The 16,397-nt window shown below is 66.9% G+C and carries 16 protein-coding genes; 7 read left to right on the forward strand and 9 right to left on the reverse strand.

The window, feature by feature from the left end; all coding sequences use genetic code 11:
• Positions 1 to 108: 108 nt before the first annotated feature.
• From AU198_RS00595 to AU198_RS00620, 6 genes are all read right to left on the reverse strand, one after another.
• Positions 109 to 408 (reverse strand): hypothetical protein, encoded by a 300-nt coding sequence (locus AU198_RS00595; protein ID WP_064345542.1) that lies wholly within the window; start codon positions 406 to 408, stop codon positions 109 to 111.
• Between the two features lie 60 nt (positions 409 to 468).
• Positions 469 to 1,365 carry a cyclopropane mycolic acid synthase family methyltransferase gene (locus AU198_RS00600; RefSeq protein ID WP_064345543.1) on the reverse strand — a complete coding sequence of 299 codons (897 nt, stop codon included), beginning with the start codon at positions 1,363 to 1,365 and terminating at the stop codon, positions 469 to 471.
• 145 nt (positions 1,366 to 1,510) lie between these two features.
• On the reverse strand, positions 1,511 to 2,380 hold the full coding sequence (locus AU198_RS00605; RefSeq protein WP_064345544.1) for a cyclopropane mycolic acid synthase family methyltransferase: 870 nt from the start codon (positions 2,378 to 2,380) through the stop codon (positions 1,511 to 1,513).
• A 123-nt stretch (positions 2,381 to 2,503) separates the two neighbouring features.
• Positions 2,504 to 3,421: an alpha/beta fold hydrolase gene (locus AU198_RS00610; RefSeq protein WP_064345545.1), complete on the reverse strand. Its 918-nt coding sequence runs from the start codon at positions 3,419 to 3,421 to the stop codon at positions 2,504 to 2,506.
• Positions 3,422 to 4,789, reverse strand: coding sequence for an ABC1 kinase family protein (locus AU198_RS00615; protein WP_064345546.1), 1,368 nt, complete (start codon positions 4,787 to 4,789; stop codon positions 3,422 to 3,424).
• A 151-nt stretch (positions 4,790 to 4,940) separates the two neighbouring features.
• Positions 4,941 to 5,939, reverse strand: a complete 999-nt coding sequence (locus tag AU198_RS00620; protein ID WP_064345972.1) for an oxygenase MpaB family protein — start codon at positions 5,937 to 5,939, stop codon at positions 4,941 to 4,943.
• A gap of 102 nt (positions 5,940 to 6,041) precedes the next feature.
• Here AU198_RS00620 and AU198_RS00625 point away from each other — a divergent pair, with 102 nt between their 5' ends.
• Positions 6,042 to 6,638: a TetR/AcrR family transcriptional regulator gene (locus AU198_RS00625; RefSeq protein WP_064345973.1), complete on the forward strand. Its 597-nt coding sequence runs from the start codon at positions 6,042 to 6,044 to the stop codon at positions 6,636 to 6,638.
• 190 nt (positions 6,639 to 6,828) lie between these two features.
• The gene (locus AU198_RS00630) at positions 6,829 to 7,179 is read left to right on the forward strand and encodes a hypothetical protein (RefSeq protein ID WP_064345547.1); all 351 of its coding nucleotides are present in this window, start codon (positions 6,829 to 6,831) and stop codon (positions 7,177 to 7,179) included.
• On the opposite strand, the gene AU198_RS00635 is transcribed toward AU198_RS00630, so the two are convergent.
• Complete coding sequence (locus AU198_RS00635; RefSeq protein ID WP_064345548.1) at positions 7,174 to 7,776, reverse strand: DinB family protein; 603 nt, start codon at positions 7,774 to 7,776, stop codon at positions 7,174 to 7,176. The two genes, AU198_RS00630 and AU198_RS00635, sit on opposite strands and share 6 nt — an antisense overlap.
• A 2-nt stretch (positions 7,777 to 7,778) precedes the next feature.
• Positions 7,779 to 8,309: a DinB family protein gene (locus AU198_RS00640; RefSeq protein ID WP_064345549.1), complete on the reverse strand. Its 531-nt coding sequence runs from the start codon at positions 8,307 to 8,309 to the stop codon at positions 7,779 to 7,781.
• A 61-nt stretch (positions 8,310 to 8,370) separates the two neighbouring features.
• On the opposite strand from AU198_RS00640, the gene AU198_RS00645 reads away from it, so the two are divergent.
• Positions 8,371 to 9,327: a helix-turn-helix transcriptional regulator gene (locus AU198_RS00645; RefSeq protein ID WP_064345974.1), complete on the forward strand. Its 957-nt coding sequence runs from the start codon at positions 8,371 to 8,373 to the stop codon at positions 9,325 to 9,327.
• Here the strand turns inward: AU198_RS00645 and AU198_RS00650 are convergent.
• On the reverse strand, positions 9,317 to 9,868 hold the full coding sequence (locus AU198_RS00650) for a nucleotidyltransferase family protein (RefSeq protein WP_156431435.1): 552 nt from the start codon (positions 9,866 to 9,868) through the stop codon (positions 9,317 to 9,319). The two genes, AU198_RS00645 and AU198_RS00650, sit on opposite strands and share 11 nt — an antisense overlap.
• A gap of 60 nt (positions 9,869 to 9,928) precedes the next feature.
• On the opposite strand from AU198_RS00650, the gene AU198_RS00655 reads away from it, so the two are divergent.
• Genes AU198_RS00655 through AU198_RS00670 form a run of 4 tightly spaced genes read left to right on the forward strand, consistent with a single transcriptional unit; the run spans position 9,929 to position 16,397 of the window.
• Complete coding sequence (locus AU198_RS00655) at positions 9,929 to 10,696, forward strand: endonuclease/exonuclease/phosphatase family protein (RefSeq protein WP_064345975.1); 768 nt, start codon at positions 9,929 to 9,931, stop codon at positions 10,694 to 10,696.
• 42 nt (positions 10,697 to 10,738) lie between these two features.
• On the forward strand, positions 10,739 to 14,914 hold the full coding sequence (locus AU198_RS00660) for a glycoside hydrolase family 38 N-terminal domain-containing protein (protein ID WP_064345551.1): 4,176 nt from the start codon (positions 10,739 to 10,741) through the stop codon (positions 14,912 to 14,914).
• Positions 14,821 to 15,477: a DUF7158 domain-containing protein gene (locus AU198_RS00665; protein WP_082690799.1), complete on the forward strand. Its 657-nt coding sequence runs from the start codon at positions 14,821 to 14,823 to the stop codon at positions 15,475 to 15,477. The genes AU198_RS00660 and AU198_RS00665 overlap by 94 nt, the downstream gene beginning before the upstream one ends.
• Positions 15,477 to 16,397, forward strand: coding sequence for an ROK family protein (locus AU198_RS00670; protein ID WP_064345553.1), 921 nt, complete (start codon positions 15,477 to 15,479; stop codon positions 16,395 to 16,397). Before AU198_RS00665 ends, AU198_RS00670 begins: the two co-directional genes overlap by 1 nt.

A 16,397-nucleotide genomic window follows, 5' to 3' on the forward strand; every position in this document is an offset into this window, starting at 1 on the left:
TGAGGATATCCGCTGACGTATGAGCGCAGAAGTCGTAGGTCCGGGGATATGCAGCTAAGAGGTGTGCTTAATTGGCGGGAGCCGGGAAGGGCGCGAAGTACGGCAACGTCATGTGCGGTTATGGCGCCGAATCCGGGTGCCCACCGGAGCGGACAGCCGCTGGTGTGGCGCACCCGCCGCGAGGCAGGTCCGGGAGACGACCTCTCGGGAGCCGGCGCCGAAGACGCCGTAGAGCACCTCGTCGCTGGGGACGGCCAGCGTGATCAACAGCTCGACGGGCGTCCCCTCGCCCGTGGCGGCGGCCGCCGCGGCGTCAAGACGCGCGACGAGATCCTCGACGGATTGCTCACTCAACTCGGGCAGGTACCACTCCGCCAGGTAACACGCGGACTCCCGACTCCCGCTCATCTGTCGAACGGTAGCGATTCCTCACACCGGGCGAATCAGGTATTTCCCTACGTTCTGTCCCTACGCGGCTGCGCCGGACTTGAGGTAGGTGACCAGGCTGACGTCGATGCCCTCGTCGATGAAGTACCACTGGCAGCCCTTGAGGTAGCGCATGTAGCGGTCGTAGTTCTCCTCGCCGGCGGCCGCGATCGCGGCGTCCTTGTTGCGCTCAAGGCGGTCGGCCCAGATGCCCAGCGTCTTGATGTAGTGGTTGCGCAGCGAGATCGCCTCGGGAACCTGAAAGCCGGCCTTCTCGCCGTGCTCGATCATCATCTGCGTCGTCGGCAGGCGCCCGCCCGGGAAGATCTCGGTGATCATGAACTTGATGAAGCGGGCCATCTCGAAGGTCAGCTTCTTACCGCGTGCCGCCAGGTCGTAGGGGTGATAGCCAACGCTGCTCTGGATGGTCATCCGGCCGTCGTCGGGCAGGATGTCGAAGCACGTCTTGAAGAAGTCGTCGTAGCGCTCGAACCCGAAGTGCTCGAACGCCTCGATGGAGACGATGCGGTCGACCGGGGAGTGGAACTGCTCCCAGCCCTCCAGCCGGACGTCATAGGTGCGCTTGGTGTCCAGCTTGCTCAACAGCTGGTTGCAGTAGGCCTGCTGGTTCTTCGACAGGGTCAGCCCGATCACGTTGACGTCGTACTTCTCCATCGCACGCTGCAGCGTGAGACCCCACCCGCAGCCGACCTCCAGCAGGGTCATACCGGGCTTGAGGTCCAGCTTGTCGAGGTGCTGGTCGACGTTGGCTATCTGCGCCTCCGACAGCGTGACGTTCGGGCCGGTGAAGTATGCGCAGCTGTACTTGCGCGTCGGATCCTGGAACACGCCGAAGAAGTCGTCCGACAGGTCGTAGTGCGCCTGGATGTCCTCGAAATGAGGCCGCATGTCCTTCGTGCCAGTTGAGTTGTCAGACATATTTCCCCTGCTTGGCCTTTCTCAATGACGTGACGCGGGCCTGCACGCCGTCACGCGATGATCTGGTCGACACCATATCGTTCGGCGCTTGCCAGACCCTAATTCGGCTTGCCGCCACGTGGGCGGCGATTTGTGGGGGCCGGGGCTATTTCTGGAGCGTGAACTGGTTGACGTCGATGTATCCGACGCGGAAGCCGTGCGCGCAGCCGGTCAGGTAGTGCATGTAGCGGTCGTAGACCTCTCGGGATTGGATGGCGATCGCTTCGTCCTCGTGGGCTTGTAGCGCCGCTGTCCAGCAGTCGAGGGTGCGCGCGTAGTGAGGCTGCAGGCTCTGGCGCCGGGTCAATTCGAAGCCGGCCTTTTCGGCGTGCTCGCCGACCAGTTCGATGGTCGGCAGATAGCCGCCCGGGAATATCTCGGTGAGGATGAACTTCACAAACCGGGCCACCGAGAACGTCAGCGGCATACCCCGCTCGGCCATCTGCGGAAGCGTGAGCGCGGTGATGGTGTGCAACAGCATCACCCCGTCGTCGGGCAGTACGCGGTGAGCCATGGCGAAGAAGTCATCCCATCGGTCCCTGCCGAAGTGCTCGAATGCGCCGATCGACACGATTCGGTCAACAGGTTCGTCGAACTGTTCCCAGCCTTGAAGCAGCACCCGCTTGGACCTCGGGCTGTCGGACGCCGCGAAGACCTTCTCGACATAGGCGTGCTGGTTCTCGCTCAAGGTGAGTCCGACGACGTTGACGTCGTACTTCTCGAGGGCCCTCATCATCGTCGACCCCCAGCCGCAGCCGACGTCGAGCAGTGTCATCCCCGGCTCGAGGCCCAATTTGCCCAACGCGAGGTCGACTTTGGCGCGCTGAGCTTCCTCGAGCGTCATGTCCTCGCGCTCGAAATAGGCGCAGCTGTAGGTCTGTGTCGGATCCAGCCACAGCCGGAAGAACTCGTCCGAGAGGTCGTAGTGCGCCTGCACGTCGGCGAAGTGCGGTGTCAAGTTGCGTGTTGCGGCCACGATGGTGCCTTTCTGGGCGGAATCAGAGCTCGCGTCGCCTGTGACAGTTCAAGCCCGAAGCACTCGGCACGAATGTACGCGCAGCCGTGCCGGCAGGCCAATCGTGGAACGCTTGCGCCGACGTCAAAAAGTCGCGGCGAAAATGGCTTTCAGTTCACCGATGATGTCATCCCACAGCGGTTCGGGCAGTTCGTGACCCATGCCGTCGAACAGCACCAGCCGGGCGTTCTCGATGGCTTTGGCGATCGCTCGCCCGCCGGACGGTCGCATCAATTTGTCGGCCTTGCCGTGCAGCACCAATGTGGGCGCCGTGATCTCGCGGTCGTAGGGCAACAGGCTGCCGCTGCCTAGGATCGCTGCGAAATGCCTGCCGATCCCGGCCGGGTAGTAGCAGCGGTCATAGTCCTCGATCGCGTCGGCGCGCAGCCGATCCTCGGACGCGGGGAAACCCGGGCTGCCGATGGTCCTGCTGACCCTGATGGCGTTCTCGATGACCGCCTCGCGCGTGTTGCCCCTGGGCCGGCGCAGAATGGCGAGCAGCTGCCGCGGACCGGGTGGCGGCAGCAGCGCTTGGTTGTTGCTCGAGAAGATGATCGCCAACGACTGGGTGCGCGGTTTGTGCCGGGCGGCGAACACCTGGGCGATCATCCCGCCCATCGACGCGCCGACGATGTGGGCGCGCTCGATCTCGAGATGGTCCAGCAGGGCGGCCGCATCATCGGACATGTCTTCGAGTGTGTAGGCGGCCGGGCTGCTCAGCCCGAGCAGCGAGCGCAGCATCCGCGGCACCAGCGGTGCGTCGGTGTTCAGCCCGCGCAGTTTCGACGAGAGGCCGACGTCGCGATTGTCGAACCGGATGACCCGCAGGCCCTGGTTGATGAGCCGCTCACAGAAATCCTTGCGCCACATGACAAGCTGCGCGCCGAGTCCCATGATGAGCAGCACCGCGGGATCGTTCGGGTCGCCCATGTCCTCGTAATGGATGTCGAGATCGCCGGACTTGGCATCTCTCGACGTGGCGATGCCGGTTCGGACCTGCATTCAGTTCCGAACCTCGCTGTCGAGTTCCGCGTCATGCTCTCGGCTGACCTCGACCATGAAGTTGGCGAAGTAGCCGGTCAGCTGCGGATCCGACATCATCTGCCACTTCGGCGCGAGCAGTTTCATGTAGCGCTCGACGTAGAGGAACTGCTTGCCGATCAGCACCAGTTCGCGCGGCAGCTTGACGTCGTAGGCCTCGGCGAGGGTCGACAGTTGCTTGCCGATCTCGGCGTAGCTCATGTCGCCCAGCGTCGACATGGTCAGCGGTGTCGCGAACTTCTCCAGGTCCTTGGCCGCCTGCGCCTCGGGCTTCATGGTGCCGACGGCGCCCATCAGCACGACGATCTTGCCTGCCGCGGCGTGGTCCTTCTTGACCAGCAGCGCATACACCAGTTCCCGCAGCAGCCAACGGGTGCGCGGATCGATGCGGCCCATGATGCCGAAGTCGAAGAACACGATTTTGCCGTCGTCGTCGACGTAGAGGTTGCCCGCATGCAGATCGCCGTGGAACAGGCCGTGCCGCAGGCCGCCCTCGAAGACGCTGAACAGCAGGGCCTTGACCAGTTCGGTTCCGTCGAAACCCTTCTCGCGGATGGCTTTCACGTCGTCGATACGGGTGCCCTGGATGCGTTCCATCGTCAGCACCCGTTCACTGGTCAGGTCCCAATACACCTGGGGCACACGGATGTTCTTGCCCAGCGGCGAGGCGTGCATGTGCGCGACCCACGCGTCCATCGACTGCGCTTCGAGCCGGAAATCGAGTTCCTCGGCCAGGTTGTCGGCGAAGTCGGCGACGACATCCTGGGCGCTCAGGCGCTGACCCAGCTTGGCGAATTCGACCAGCCGCGCCCCGCGCTTGAGGATCTGCAGATCGGCGGCGACCCGCCTGCGGATGCCGGGCCGCTGGATCTTGACGACGACCTCTTCTCCGCTGTGCAGCGTCGCATAGTGCACCTGGGCGATCGACGCGGATGCGAACGGCTTCTCGTCGAAGCTCTTGAACAGGTTCGCGGGTTCGTCACCGAGGTCCTCGACGAACAGCTTGTGCACCTCTTGGGGGTCCGCAGGCGGAACCCGGTCGAGCAGGCTGCGGAACTCCTTGGACAGCGGCTCGCCGAACGCGCCGGGGCTCGAGGCGATGATCTGGCCGAACTTCACGTAGGTGGGTCCGAGGTCGGCGAACGTCTGCGGGACCTGCTTGATGATCTTCTGCTGCAGCGAACCGCGGCCGGTGATCTTCGAAACGACCCGCGCACCGGTTCGGGTGATCTGCCAACCCGTGGCACCGACGCGGGCAGCCTCGATCGGCAGGGGGACCCTATCCAGTTTGGCTACATCGCGGTGCTGCGTCTTTCGCGTGGCACTCATGGGAGCCAGTGTCTCAAAATCCGCGGTGGCACGTAAAAACCTGTGGACGGGCTCACAATCGGCCTTCTGCGGGGCCCTGTGGCGCCGAAATTGCATTCCAGCAGGCCGCTACCCGTACTTTTCCTGCTGGAATGCCAATTCGCGGCGGTCTTCATGCCTCGGCGAAACTGCGCTCGACCTCGTCGCGACTGAGGACCTGGTCGTCGCCCAACCGGTATGTCGGCAGGGTGTGCGGCACATCGGTGCCCGACGCCACCCTGGCCTGCGCCTGGCGGAACTCCGGTATCGGGCCCTGCGCGACGTGCAGCCCGTTGATCACCGACCAGACGGTCGCCCGGCGCGCGGTGCGCTCGAGGATGTTGGGGTCCTTGTGCTGGATCAATTGCTTGGCCCAGCGCGGCATCGTGTCGCGGATGGCCCAGTTGATCGCGCTCTGCGCCAGCGGCAGGCCCGGTCCTGTGGCGAGCGCCGTGCCGTGCGTGACGGCCAACCGCGGTAGGTAGGACTCGAGGCAGTCGGCGACCTCGGCCTTGGTCTCGGGCAGGTCGGTGCCGCCCAGTGCGTGGCCGACCCGCACGAACTCTCGGTAGTAGCGGTCGATCTTGTTGCCTCGCAACGGGTTCGGATGGTAGAGCTCGTGCGCGGTCGCCAGGCCCCACACCACGGTGGCGTAGTTCCACCGCAACCAGTCCGGGTCGTCGGCGTCGTAGCGGGCGCCGTCAGGACGCGTGCCTTTGATGGTGTGGTGCATCGAGCGGACGGCCTTCGCCAGGCGCTCGGCCGTCTCGGTTGAGCCGTAGGCGGTGCCGATGAAGAACGCGATCGAGTGGCCCAGACGTACCGCCGCGCCCCTGGGGTCGATCTCGGGAACGGCGACCCCTGTTTTCGGGTCGCGCTTGACCAGCCGTGAGTGGTGCATGCCCATCCAGTAGATCGACGGATCGAGCCGCTCCATGAACGCCGCGCACTGCAGGCCGAAGATCAGCGCCTGCATGTGCGAGTGCACATGCCAGACCGCGCTGCCGGGGCCGAACCAGCCCGGATCGCCCACCGGCGCGGCGAACTCCATACCGCGGAAGTAGTTGCGCCGGATGTCCTTGTCGAAACGCTGGTTGAGGGCCTCTCCGAGGAACTGGTGCGGCAGCAGAATCACGTCGGCTCCTAAATCCAAACTCTGGTCACGGCTGTAGCCAGAATACATTTTGGTCACGTATGTGACCAGAGTTGGCGCGATGCCGCCTAGGCTGGGATGGTGTCCAGTCCGACCCGATGGGCGGGCGTGCCGCTGACGGACCGCCGCGCCGAGCGCCGAGCACAGCTGATCGACGCCGCCTTCCGGCTGTTCGGCGATGGCGGCGAGACCGCCGTGTCGGTGCGGTCGGTGTGCCGCGAATGCGGGCTGAACACGCGGTATTTCTACGAGAGCTTCGCCGATATCGATGACCTCCTCGGGGCCGTCTACGACGAGGTGAGCGCCCAACTGACCGATGCGATTGAAGGGGCCATGTCGCAGGCCGGCGAATCGCTGCGGTCCAGGACGCGCGCGGGGATCGCCGCGGTGCTCGGGTTCAGCTCCGAGGATCCGCGACGCGGGCGCGTGTTGTTCACCGATGCGCGATCGAATCCGGTGCTGGCGGCTCGGCGTGCGGCGACACAGGATTTGTTGCGCGAAGGCGTGCTCACCGAGGCCTGGCGGCTGCAGCCGGACACCGACTCGGTGGCCGCCCAGGTGGGCGCGGCGATGTACACCGGTGCGATGGCCGAGCTGGCGCAACAGTGGCTGGCGGGCAGGCTGGGGACCGACCTGGACGCGGTCGTCGAGCACGCCGTCAGCCAGGTGCTGCGCTAGGCGGGGTACACCTGTTTCTCTGCCAGCCTCTGAGCGACTTTGTCGCTGAAATGATGACGGCCGATAGTAGATGAGCGACATTGTCGCTCCGAGGCTGGCAGAGAGGCACATACTCCCGCAGGGCGCTGGTTATCCACAGGGCCGGCCACGACGGCGGTTTTGTGTCGGTGGCCGATGCCACCGTCGAGGTATGACGCGACGGAAAGTGTTGCGCGGCACCGAGCTACGTCACGTGTTGACGATGTATCTCGCGGTGCACGGGGCGACCAGCGTCGACGCGTTGATCCGGTTACTCGACCACCACTTCTTCACGGTCGACGGGCGGCCCTCCAAAACGGTGTCCGACGCGCTGCGGTGGGAGGTCCGGCGTGGCCGCGTCCGTCGGCTCCGACGCGGCCACTACGGCCCCGGCGCGATGCCGCGCTCCACCGAGCACTACATCCACCAGCGTGTGATGGCGCTGCGCGAGGAGGCCGCCGCGCTCGCGACCGACGACGAGTCCGACAGTTTCTGGAACCGGCTGCGCGGCGATGAGCTATGACGCCACGGCGGGACGCCACCGCTTGACGAAGTCGGTCTCCGGCCACTCCTCATTGGCGGCCATCAGCTCGTACATCGTTGCGCCGTCGATCGATTCGCGGATGATGTCGGCGTGGCCGGCGTGTCGGGACAGCTCCTCGATGAGGTGCAGCGCGACCCAGCGCACGTCCCAGTGGTCGATGTCGTGCGGAAACCATGGCACCTCGTGCGGAATGGGAACCGGTGCCGACAAATCGGCTTCACGAAGGACCTGCAGCGTCAACTCGTTCTGTGCCCGCAGCGTGTCGAGCAGGCCGACGAGTGTCTCGTCGTCGCGCATCACGTACTGGTCGGCGTACTCGGCCATGATCTCGTCCATCGGACGGTCGTCCTTCGGCGGGAAGTGCGGCGCCGCGAGGATCCGCTCCGTCCAGCCCTTTTGCACACCGGCGGCATGTTTCACCAAACCGCCGATCGACAGCGTGCTGACCGACGGCGTCGACCGTGCCTGCTCGTCTGTCAGTCCGTATGCCACCGAGAAGAACGCGTTCTGCTGGAAGGCGAGGAAGTGCACCAGCGTCTGGCGTTGGTTTGCGGCGGGCGGCGGCATTCCTGGCATGGCTAATTTCCCTTTCGATCGGTGTGAACGTACAGGTCTCGGATACAAGCGATTTCGGCGCCATGGTGGATGAACTCGCGATTGATGTGGAGGACGAGCGCGATGATCGGATACTCGGCGTACGGACCTTCTGCCGGACCGCACGGTCGGTTCAGGTCTTCGTCGGACAGCCCGCGCACACCGTCGATCCAGGTTTGGAACTGCTCGTCGAGCTGCCGCAGCGCCGTCGCGGCGTCGGTGGCGTACAGCCAGGACTGGTAGTCGGCGGACGGGGCGCCGAAATGGCCGTGGTTGCGCATCGCGAACACGCCGACGATCACGTGTGCGAGGCGCCAGGCGATGGTCGTGAACGGTGGTGGGAGCGGTTCGGGGTAGTCGAAGTCGATCGACCCGTCCGGGTGCACGGTCCAGCAGTCGGGGACCGGCTGCCAGAAGTATTCGTCGTCGGTGAGCCCCTCGAACCGGGGTCGCAGGAAGTTGGTCCAGTGGAAGTCGGCCTGTTCGGCCAGCTCGTGGGAGATCCTCGTCGGCATAGGATCACTCTGACAGGGTTATAGGACAGTTTCAGTCCTCTGAATGAGGCAGGCTGCGTTCATGTCGGAGACGACGAGCCGGATACTGCAGCTCTTGGGCCTGCTGCAGTCGCGGCGGGTGTGGACGGGTGAGGAGCTCGCCGAGCGGTTGGCGGTGACCACCCGCAGCGTGCGTCGCGACATCGAACGGCTCCGCGACCTCGGCTATCCCGTCCACGCCAGCAAGGGCCACGGCGGCGGATATCAACTCGGCGCCGGTGCGGCGTTGCCGCCGTTGCTGCTCGACCCCGACGAGGCCGTCGCAATGGCGGTATGCCTGCGCCTGGCCGCCGGCGGAACGGTGGCGGGCGTCGGCGAATCGGCGCTGCGGGCGCTGACCAAGCTCGATCAGGTGATGCCGTCCAAGCTCCGGTCGCAGGTGGCCGCGGTGCACGAATCGACCGTCACGCTGATGGCCCCGACCTCCGATACGCCGGTCGAACCCGACGTCTTGATGACCCTGGCGCGGGCCTGCCGCGACCACGAGCACGTGGCGACCGGCTACGTCGACATCCGCGGCAATGCCACCCAGCGTCGGATCGAGCCCTATCAGTTGGTCACCACCGGGCGGCGCTGGTATCTGCTGGCCTACGACCGCGACAAGCAGGATTGGCGCAGCCTGCGACTGGACCGGATGAACGACGTGCGCGCGCAGGGCAGCACCTTCGTGCCGCGCGAGGCGCCCGACGCGGCGGCCTACGTGCGGCGATCGATCAGCAGCTCACCGTACCGATACGTCGCGCGCGTCCACTTCAGCGCACCGGAAAGCGTTGTCGCACAGCACTTCTCACCGTCATCGGCAATGATCGAGCCTGACGGACCGGACGCATGCCTCGTCACGGCCGGCGCCGACGACCCCGAACGCATGGTGCTCTACTTCGCGGCGGTCGGATGCGATTTCCGAGTGCTCTCACCGCCGGAGGTGATACAGGCGGCGGAGGCGGTCTGGAAGCGTCTGCGACGAAGCGTCAGCCGGTGAGCCCCAGGCGGTCGGCCAGCATCAGAAACGCCGAGGCGAACGGGTTGTCGGCGGTCTCGACGCGCAGTTGCTCCCAGTCCAGCTGTTCGCGGACCGCACGCACCGCGGGCAGCAGTGCGGCGAAGTCGCAATGGTGTTCGTTGAGGGAGTTCAGCTTCTCGCGCATGACCTCGGTCGGCGCCAGCACACGCATCCGGACCGCGAGCACGTCGTACTCCTCGGCCGCCAGGATGCTCTCCTTGTCGACCGGAACGCCGTTGAGCCGGTGCAGGACGTCGATGACGAAGTCGTCTTCGACGCACGCCTTGAACAACCAGTCCTCCGGCGTGCGCTCGACCCGGAAACCCGCCTCCTCCAGCGTCGCCGCGGCCTTCTCGGTGTCGGGCTCGGCGACCACGAAATCGACGTCGTGCACGGGTTCTGGGCCCCCGAACACCCAGAGCGCGTAGCTGCCACCCAGCGCGAAATCGGGGCCCTGTGCGCGCAACGCCGACGCCGCACGTTTGAGTGCGTCGCGCAGATCATCGTTTCTCTGGGGCACTACTCTCCTGGGGCCGACTGATCGGCTGGCAGCCATTGTGGGTAGCTAGTACCCATGCAGATGCGGATGGCCACCTTCAACATCTTGCACGGACGCAGCGTGCACGACGGGCTCGTCCACCGAGACCGCCTCGTGGAGGCCGTCCGGGATCTCGACGCCGACATCCTGGCGCTGCAGGAAGTCGACCTCGACCAGCCGCGGTCGGGGATGGCCGACCTGACCGCGGTCGCCGCCGAAGCGATGGGCGCGGTGAGCCACCGGTTCGTGGCGGCGATCTCCGGCACGCCCGGAGCCACCTGGATGGCGGCCACCGGCGACGAGCAGCCAGGAACCGCCGCCTACGGCATCGCGCTGCTGTCGCGGTTTCCCGCCGAGTCGTGGCAGGTCCTGCGCCTACCGCGGATCCCGGTGCCGTTTCCGATGTATCTGCCGGGACCGAATCGGGTGCAAATCGTCAACGAGGAGCCTCGGGCGGCGGTGGTCGGCCAATTGAACACTGCGCTGGGACCGCTGACCGTCGCCAACACGCATCTGTCGTTTGTGCCGGGGTGGAATCGGATGCAATTGCGCCGATTGCTGCGCGACCTGCGTGGCTTCCCGTCGCCGCGAGTGCTGATGGGCGATCTGAACATGGTGCCGCCAACGATCCATCGCTGGACCCGGCTGCGACCGCTCGGCTCGGCGGCCACGTTTCCGGCCGAAGGGCCCGACCGCCAACTCGACCACATCGTCACCGACGACCCCGGCCTGCGGGTGGAGCGGTGCTGCGCGCCATCGCTTCCCATCTCGGATCACCGCGCCCTCGTCGTCGACATCTCCCGAGCCTGATTTCCACCGCGATGCGGGGGTGACCGCACGTAGGGTTTGGCTGTGCGGGTCATTTCGGCGGAGTCGACGGATCTGTTCGTCGGGCCCGCGGACGCGCCGTCGCAGATCGTGCGGGTCACCTATACCGATGGCACGGGCGAGGTGCGGGTCGACGGTGACGGGCTGGTGGGCCACGCGCAAGCGGCGGCCGGGGACGGCAGCGTCGAGGTGGCGGTCATGGTCACCGACGCCGTTCCCGGTGAGCAGCGGCGGGCGCGGGTTGTCACGGGTGACTGCATCACACCGTTCGTGTTCACCGTCGCCGAACCCGGCTGGACGATGTACATGATCAGCCACTTCCACTACGACCCGGTGTGGTGGAACACCCAGGCGGCGTACACCAGTCTGTGGAGCGAGGACCCGCCGGGCCGGTGCCGGCAGACCAACGGCTTCGATCTGGTCAGCGCCCATCTCGAAATGGCCCGCCGGGAACCGGAATACAAGTTCGTGTTGGCCGAGGTCGACTACCTCAAACCGTTCTGGGACACCCACCCCGAGGATCGCGACGATCTGCGCCGCTTCGTCGCCGAGGGCCGCGTCGAGATCATGGGCGGAACGTACAACGAGCCGAACACCAACCTCACCGGTCCCGAGACCACGATCCGGAATTTCGTGCACGGCATCGGGTTTCAGCGCGATGTGCTCGGCGCCGACCCGGCCACGGCCTGGCAGCTCGACGCGTTCGGCCATGACCCGCAGTTTCCGGGTATGGCCGCCGATGCCGGGCTGACGTCGAGTTCGTGGGCCCGTGGCCCACACCATCAGTGGGGCCCGATGGCCGGCGGCGGCGACCCGGAGCGCATGCAGTTCAGCAGCGAATTCGAGTGGCTCTCCCCGTCCGGGCGCGGACTGCTGACGCACTACATGCCCGCGCACTACGCGGCCGGCTGGTGGATGGATTCGGCACCGACGTTGGAGGCGGCCGAAGCCGAGACCTATGGACTGTTCACGTCGCTGAAGAAGGTGGCGTTGACTCGCAACGTCCTCCTACCGGTCGGCACCGATTACACACCACCGAACAAGTGGGTCACCGAGATTCACCGGGACTGGAACGCCCGATACACCTGGCCGCGGTTCGTCTGTGCGGTGCCCAAGGAGTTCTTCGCCGCGGTCCGCGCCGAACTGGCCGAGCACGGTGTCGAGGCGTCGCCGCAGACCCGGGACATGAACCCGATCTACACCGGCAAAGACGTCTCCTACATCGACACCAAGCAGGCCAACCGGGCGGCCGAAGACGTCGTCCTCGACGCCGAGAAGTTCGCGGTCTTCGCCGGGCTTCTCGTTGGTGCGACGTACCCGCAGGCCGCGCTGGCCAAGGCGTGGGTCCAATTGGCCTATGGTGCGCACCACGATGCGATCACCGGCTCGGAATCCGACCAGGTGTACCTCGACCTGCTGACAAGCTGGCGAGACGCATGGGAGCTGGGCAGGACCGCCCGCGACCATGCGCTGGCCGTGTTGTCCGGGGCGGTCGACGAATCGGTCGTCGTGTGGAATCCCGTCGCGCACAAGCGCACCGACGTCGTCACCGCCCGCATCCCGCAGGCTGCCGGAGCGGTGCGGGTTGTCGGTTCCGCGGGTGAGGAGATACCCGCTCACGTCGAGCACGGCGGACGAACGGTCACCTGGCTCGCCGGTGACGTGCCTTCGATGGGGTGGCAGTCCTACCGAATCGAGCGGTCGGACGGCTCGGCGGCGGGCTGGAAACCGGTGAGCGGGAACGAGATCGGCAACGACTATTACCGGCTGCGGGTCGATCCGTCACGGGGCGGTGCGGTCGAGTCGTTGGTCGAATGTGGTTCGGGCCGGTCCTTGATCGCTCCCGGCCAGGTCGGCAACGAGTTGGTGGTGTACGACGAGTATCCCGCGCATCCCGAAGCGGGCGAGGGGCCATGGCACCTCCTGCCGAAGGGCCCGATGATCGGCTCTTCGTCATCGCCCGCCACGGTGCAGGCTTATCGCGGAGCGCTCGGAGACCGCCTGGTCGTCGACGGTGCCATCGGTGGTGTATTGCGCTATACGCAGATTCTGACGCTGTGGCACGGCGTGGCGCGCGTCGACTGCCGGACCACGATCAACGAGTTCACCGGCGCCGACCGGCTTTTGCGGCTGCGCTGGCCATGCCCGGTGCCCGGGGCGATGCCGGTCAGCGAGGTCGGTGACGCGGTGATCGGACGCGGGTTCGCGCTGCTGCACGAACGCGGCCGGGACACAGCGCTCGACGTCGCGACGCATCCGTGGACGCTGGACAACCCCGCATACGGCTGGTTCGGGCTGTCGTCGACGATGCGGGTCCGGGTCGGCACGGCGTGTCGGGCGGTCTCGGTTGCCGAGGTGATCACACCGACCCAAAGCGACTCCGCGGTGGCGCGACCGTTGATGGTCGCGCTCGCGCGCGCCGGCGTCACCGCGACGTGCAGCGGCTCCGACAGGCCGCGCTACGGCGATCTCACCGTCGACTCGAACCTTCCCGACGTGCGGATCGCACTTGGTGGCCCAGACCAGAACGGCTTCACCGCAACCGTTCTCGACGCCGTCGATTCGTCGTACGCCGAGGAGATGAGGCGACAGCTCGACGCGACCGGCGCGGCCAGGGTATGGGTACCGGCGGCCTGCCGCCTGGAAGACGCGTGGGTGCCGAGCGCGGATCTGCGCGATGTGCGGGCGCTGCCGGTGCTGATTCTGGCCGGGTCTGCGCTGGACCATGTGGTGCAGGGGGTTGTCGACGACTTGCGCGGTTGGGAGATCGTCGTCGAGCAGGCGGCGCCGGCCGAGATGGAACCGTTCGAAGACCGGACGGTTGCGCTGCTCAACCGCGGTGTGCCCGGCTTTGCCGTCGAATCCGATGGAACGCTGAACCTTTCGTTGATGCGGTCATGTACCGGTTGGCCCTCGGGCACGTGGATCGATCCGCCGCGGCGCACCGCACCGGACGGGTCCAACTTCCAACTGCAGCACTGGACACACACGTTCGACTACGCGCTGGTCTGCGAGGACGGTGACTGGCGCCGGGCCGGTGTCCCGGCTCGCAGCACCGAGTTATCGAATCCGCTCGTGGCGGTGACGGAGAAGTGGGGAACGGTGGGCGGTTTGCCGCCGTCGGGTTCGCTGTTGGAGATCCAGCCGGCGGGCTCGGTGCGGCTGGCAGCGCTGAAGGCCGCGGGCAACCCACTGGCGAGCGGTAGTGCGCGGCCGGTCCACCCCGCTGACGGTGTCGCGATGAGGCTGGCCGAAACCACCGGGAGCACAACCGAAGTCACCGTCACTTCGGGTTTGCGCCGGGTGTCCGCCGCGGTCCGGGTGGATCTGCTCGAGCAACCGCGGGTGCGAGAGGTGACGCCCGAAGGCCTGTCGTTGCACGGTTTCGAGGTCGCCACCGTTCTGGCCCGGTTCAATCTGCCGGAGGTTCTACAGGCCGATCATGTCGCCCTCGCACCAGAGGCGGAGCAGGCCCAGCCGCTGTATGCCAGGTACTGGCTGCACAACCGTGGTCCGGCCCCGCTTGGCGGCCTGCCCGCCGTCGCCCATCTGCACCCGCAACACGTGGTGGCATCGGATTCCCCGCTGCAGCTACGTCTCACTGTGGCCAGCGATTGTTGCGACGAGATTCTGCATGGCCGGGTACGGCTGCTGTGTCCGGATGGCTGGGCGGCAGAACCCGATGTGTTGCCGTTCATGCTGCCGCCCGGCGAATACCTGGACACCACCGTGAGCGTGACCCCGTCGAATGCCGTGTCACCCGGGCTGTATCCCATACGCGCCGAACTCGCGTTGACCGGTGCACACGTCTCGATCCCGCCGTCGTGGCGCCAGGTGGTCGAGGACGTATGTGTCGTCGCGGTCGACGCGCCTTCGGACGACGCCTTGTTGCGCCTCGTCGCTGGACCGAAGCCGGTCGACGTGGTGGCCGGTGACACGGCCCGTGTCGGGGTCACCGTCGGCACCGACGCGTGGGCAGACGTTGCGGTCGAAGCGCACCTGATCAGCCCGTGGGGTACATGGGAGTGGTTGGGCCCGGCGGCATCCGGCGTCGAGCTGACCGCTCGGGGCACGGCCGAGATCGACTTCGACGTCGCCCCGCCGGAATGGGTCGAACCGGGGGAGTGGTGGGCGCTCATCCGATTGGCCGCCGCCGGACGCCTCGTCTATTCACCCGCGGTGAAGGTGACGGTGCGGTGAGCGAGTCCGCGTGGTCCGGCGTCGCGGCGACAGTGGACGGTGTGCCGGTGTCACTCGACGAGGTCGATGCGCGCGAAGCCTGCCTGCGCGCCTCGCGGATCGCCTCCTCGCTGCCGCGCCCGGGCACCAGCGAAGGTCGACAGCTGCGGCGTTGGCTGACCCAGCTCTTGGTTGCCGAGCGCGTCGTGACGACCGAGGCCGCGGCACGCGGATTGAACGTCGATGACACGCCGGCCGAGGCCGAAGTGCTGCCGGACATGACCGTGCGGATGGAGATCGGCAGTGTGGCTGCATCGGTGCTCGCCGACCCGCTGGCCCGCGCGGTGTTCGCCGAGGTGACGGCCGGTATCGACGTAACCGACGACGAGGTGGCGTCGTACCGGGACCGGAACCCGTTGCGCTTCAGCGATACAGCTTCGGCCGCCGCGCATCTGTGTGCCGCCGCACGGCGCCGGGCCTTCCGGCTCTGGCTGGACGCCCGGTGTGCGGCGGTCGTCGAGCTCGCCCCCGGCTACGAACATCCCGGCGATCCCCGGCAACCCGACAACACCCATCGGCACTGATGACCGACCTCGTTCTCGCGCTCGACATCGGCGGCACGAAGATCGCCGTCGGTCTCGTCGACGATGCGGGCACGCTGGTGCACAGAGCCACATTGCCGACACCGGACGGTGATGCGGAAACGATCTGGGCCGTGACGGATTCGCTGCTCACCGAGGCCTTGGCCACCGCGGGCGGACGGGTCCGCGGCGCCGGGATCGCCTCGGCCGGACCGATCGATCTGTCGGCGGGCACCGTCAGTCCGATCAACATCGGCTCCTGGCAACGGTTTCCGATCGTCGAGCGGGTGGCGATGACCGTCGGCGCACCGGTGCGACTCGCCGGCGACGGTTTGTGCATGGCGATGGGGGAGCATTGGCGCGGCGCCGGCCGCGGCGCCGACTTCCTGCTCGGAATGGTGGTCTCGACCGGTGTCGGCGGCGGGCTGGTGCTCGACGGCGCCCCCTACGACGGCCGGACCGGCAACGCGGGGCACGTCGGGCACATCGTCGTCGATCCGGACGGCGCACCGTGCACGTGTGGCGGGCGCGGCTGCGTCGAGACCATCGCCGGTGGCCCGCGCATGGCGCAGTGGGCCCGCGAGCACGGGTGGGTGGGCCCTGCCCATGCCGACGCCAAGGAGCTGGCCGATGCCGCCAATGCCGGAGATGCGGTGGCGCTGAGCGCATTTCGTCGCGGTGCGGTGGCTGTGGGTGCGATGATCGCGTCGGTCGGCGCGGTCTGCGACCTGGACCGGGTCGTGATCGGCGGTGGCGTGGCCAAGTCCGGGGCGTTGCTGTTCGACCCCGTCCGGGAGGCGCTCGCGTCCCACGCCGGGCTGGACTTCATCCGTGGCATCGAAGTGGTGCCGGCCGAACTCGGCGGCGACGCCGGCCTGGTCGGTGCGGCCGCCCTGCTGTGGGAGCACACGGGGGACGGCTGA

It is taken from the genome of Mycobacterium sp. GA-1199, assembly GCF_001500045.1.
Classification (GTDB): domain Bacteria; phylum Actinomycetota; class Actinomycetes; order Mycobacteriales; family Mycobacteriaceae; genus Mycobacterium.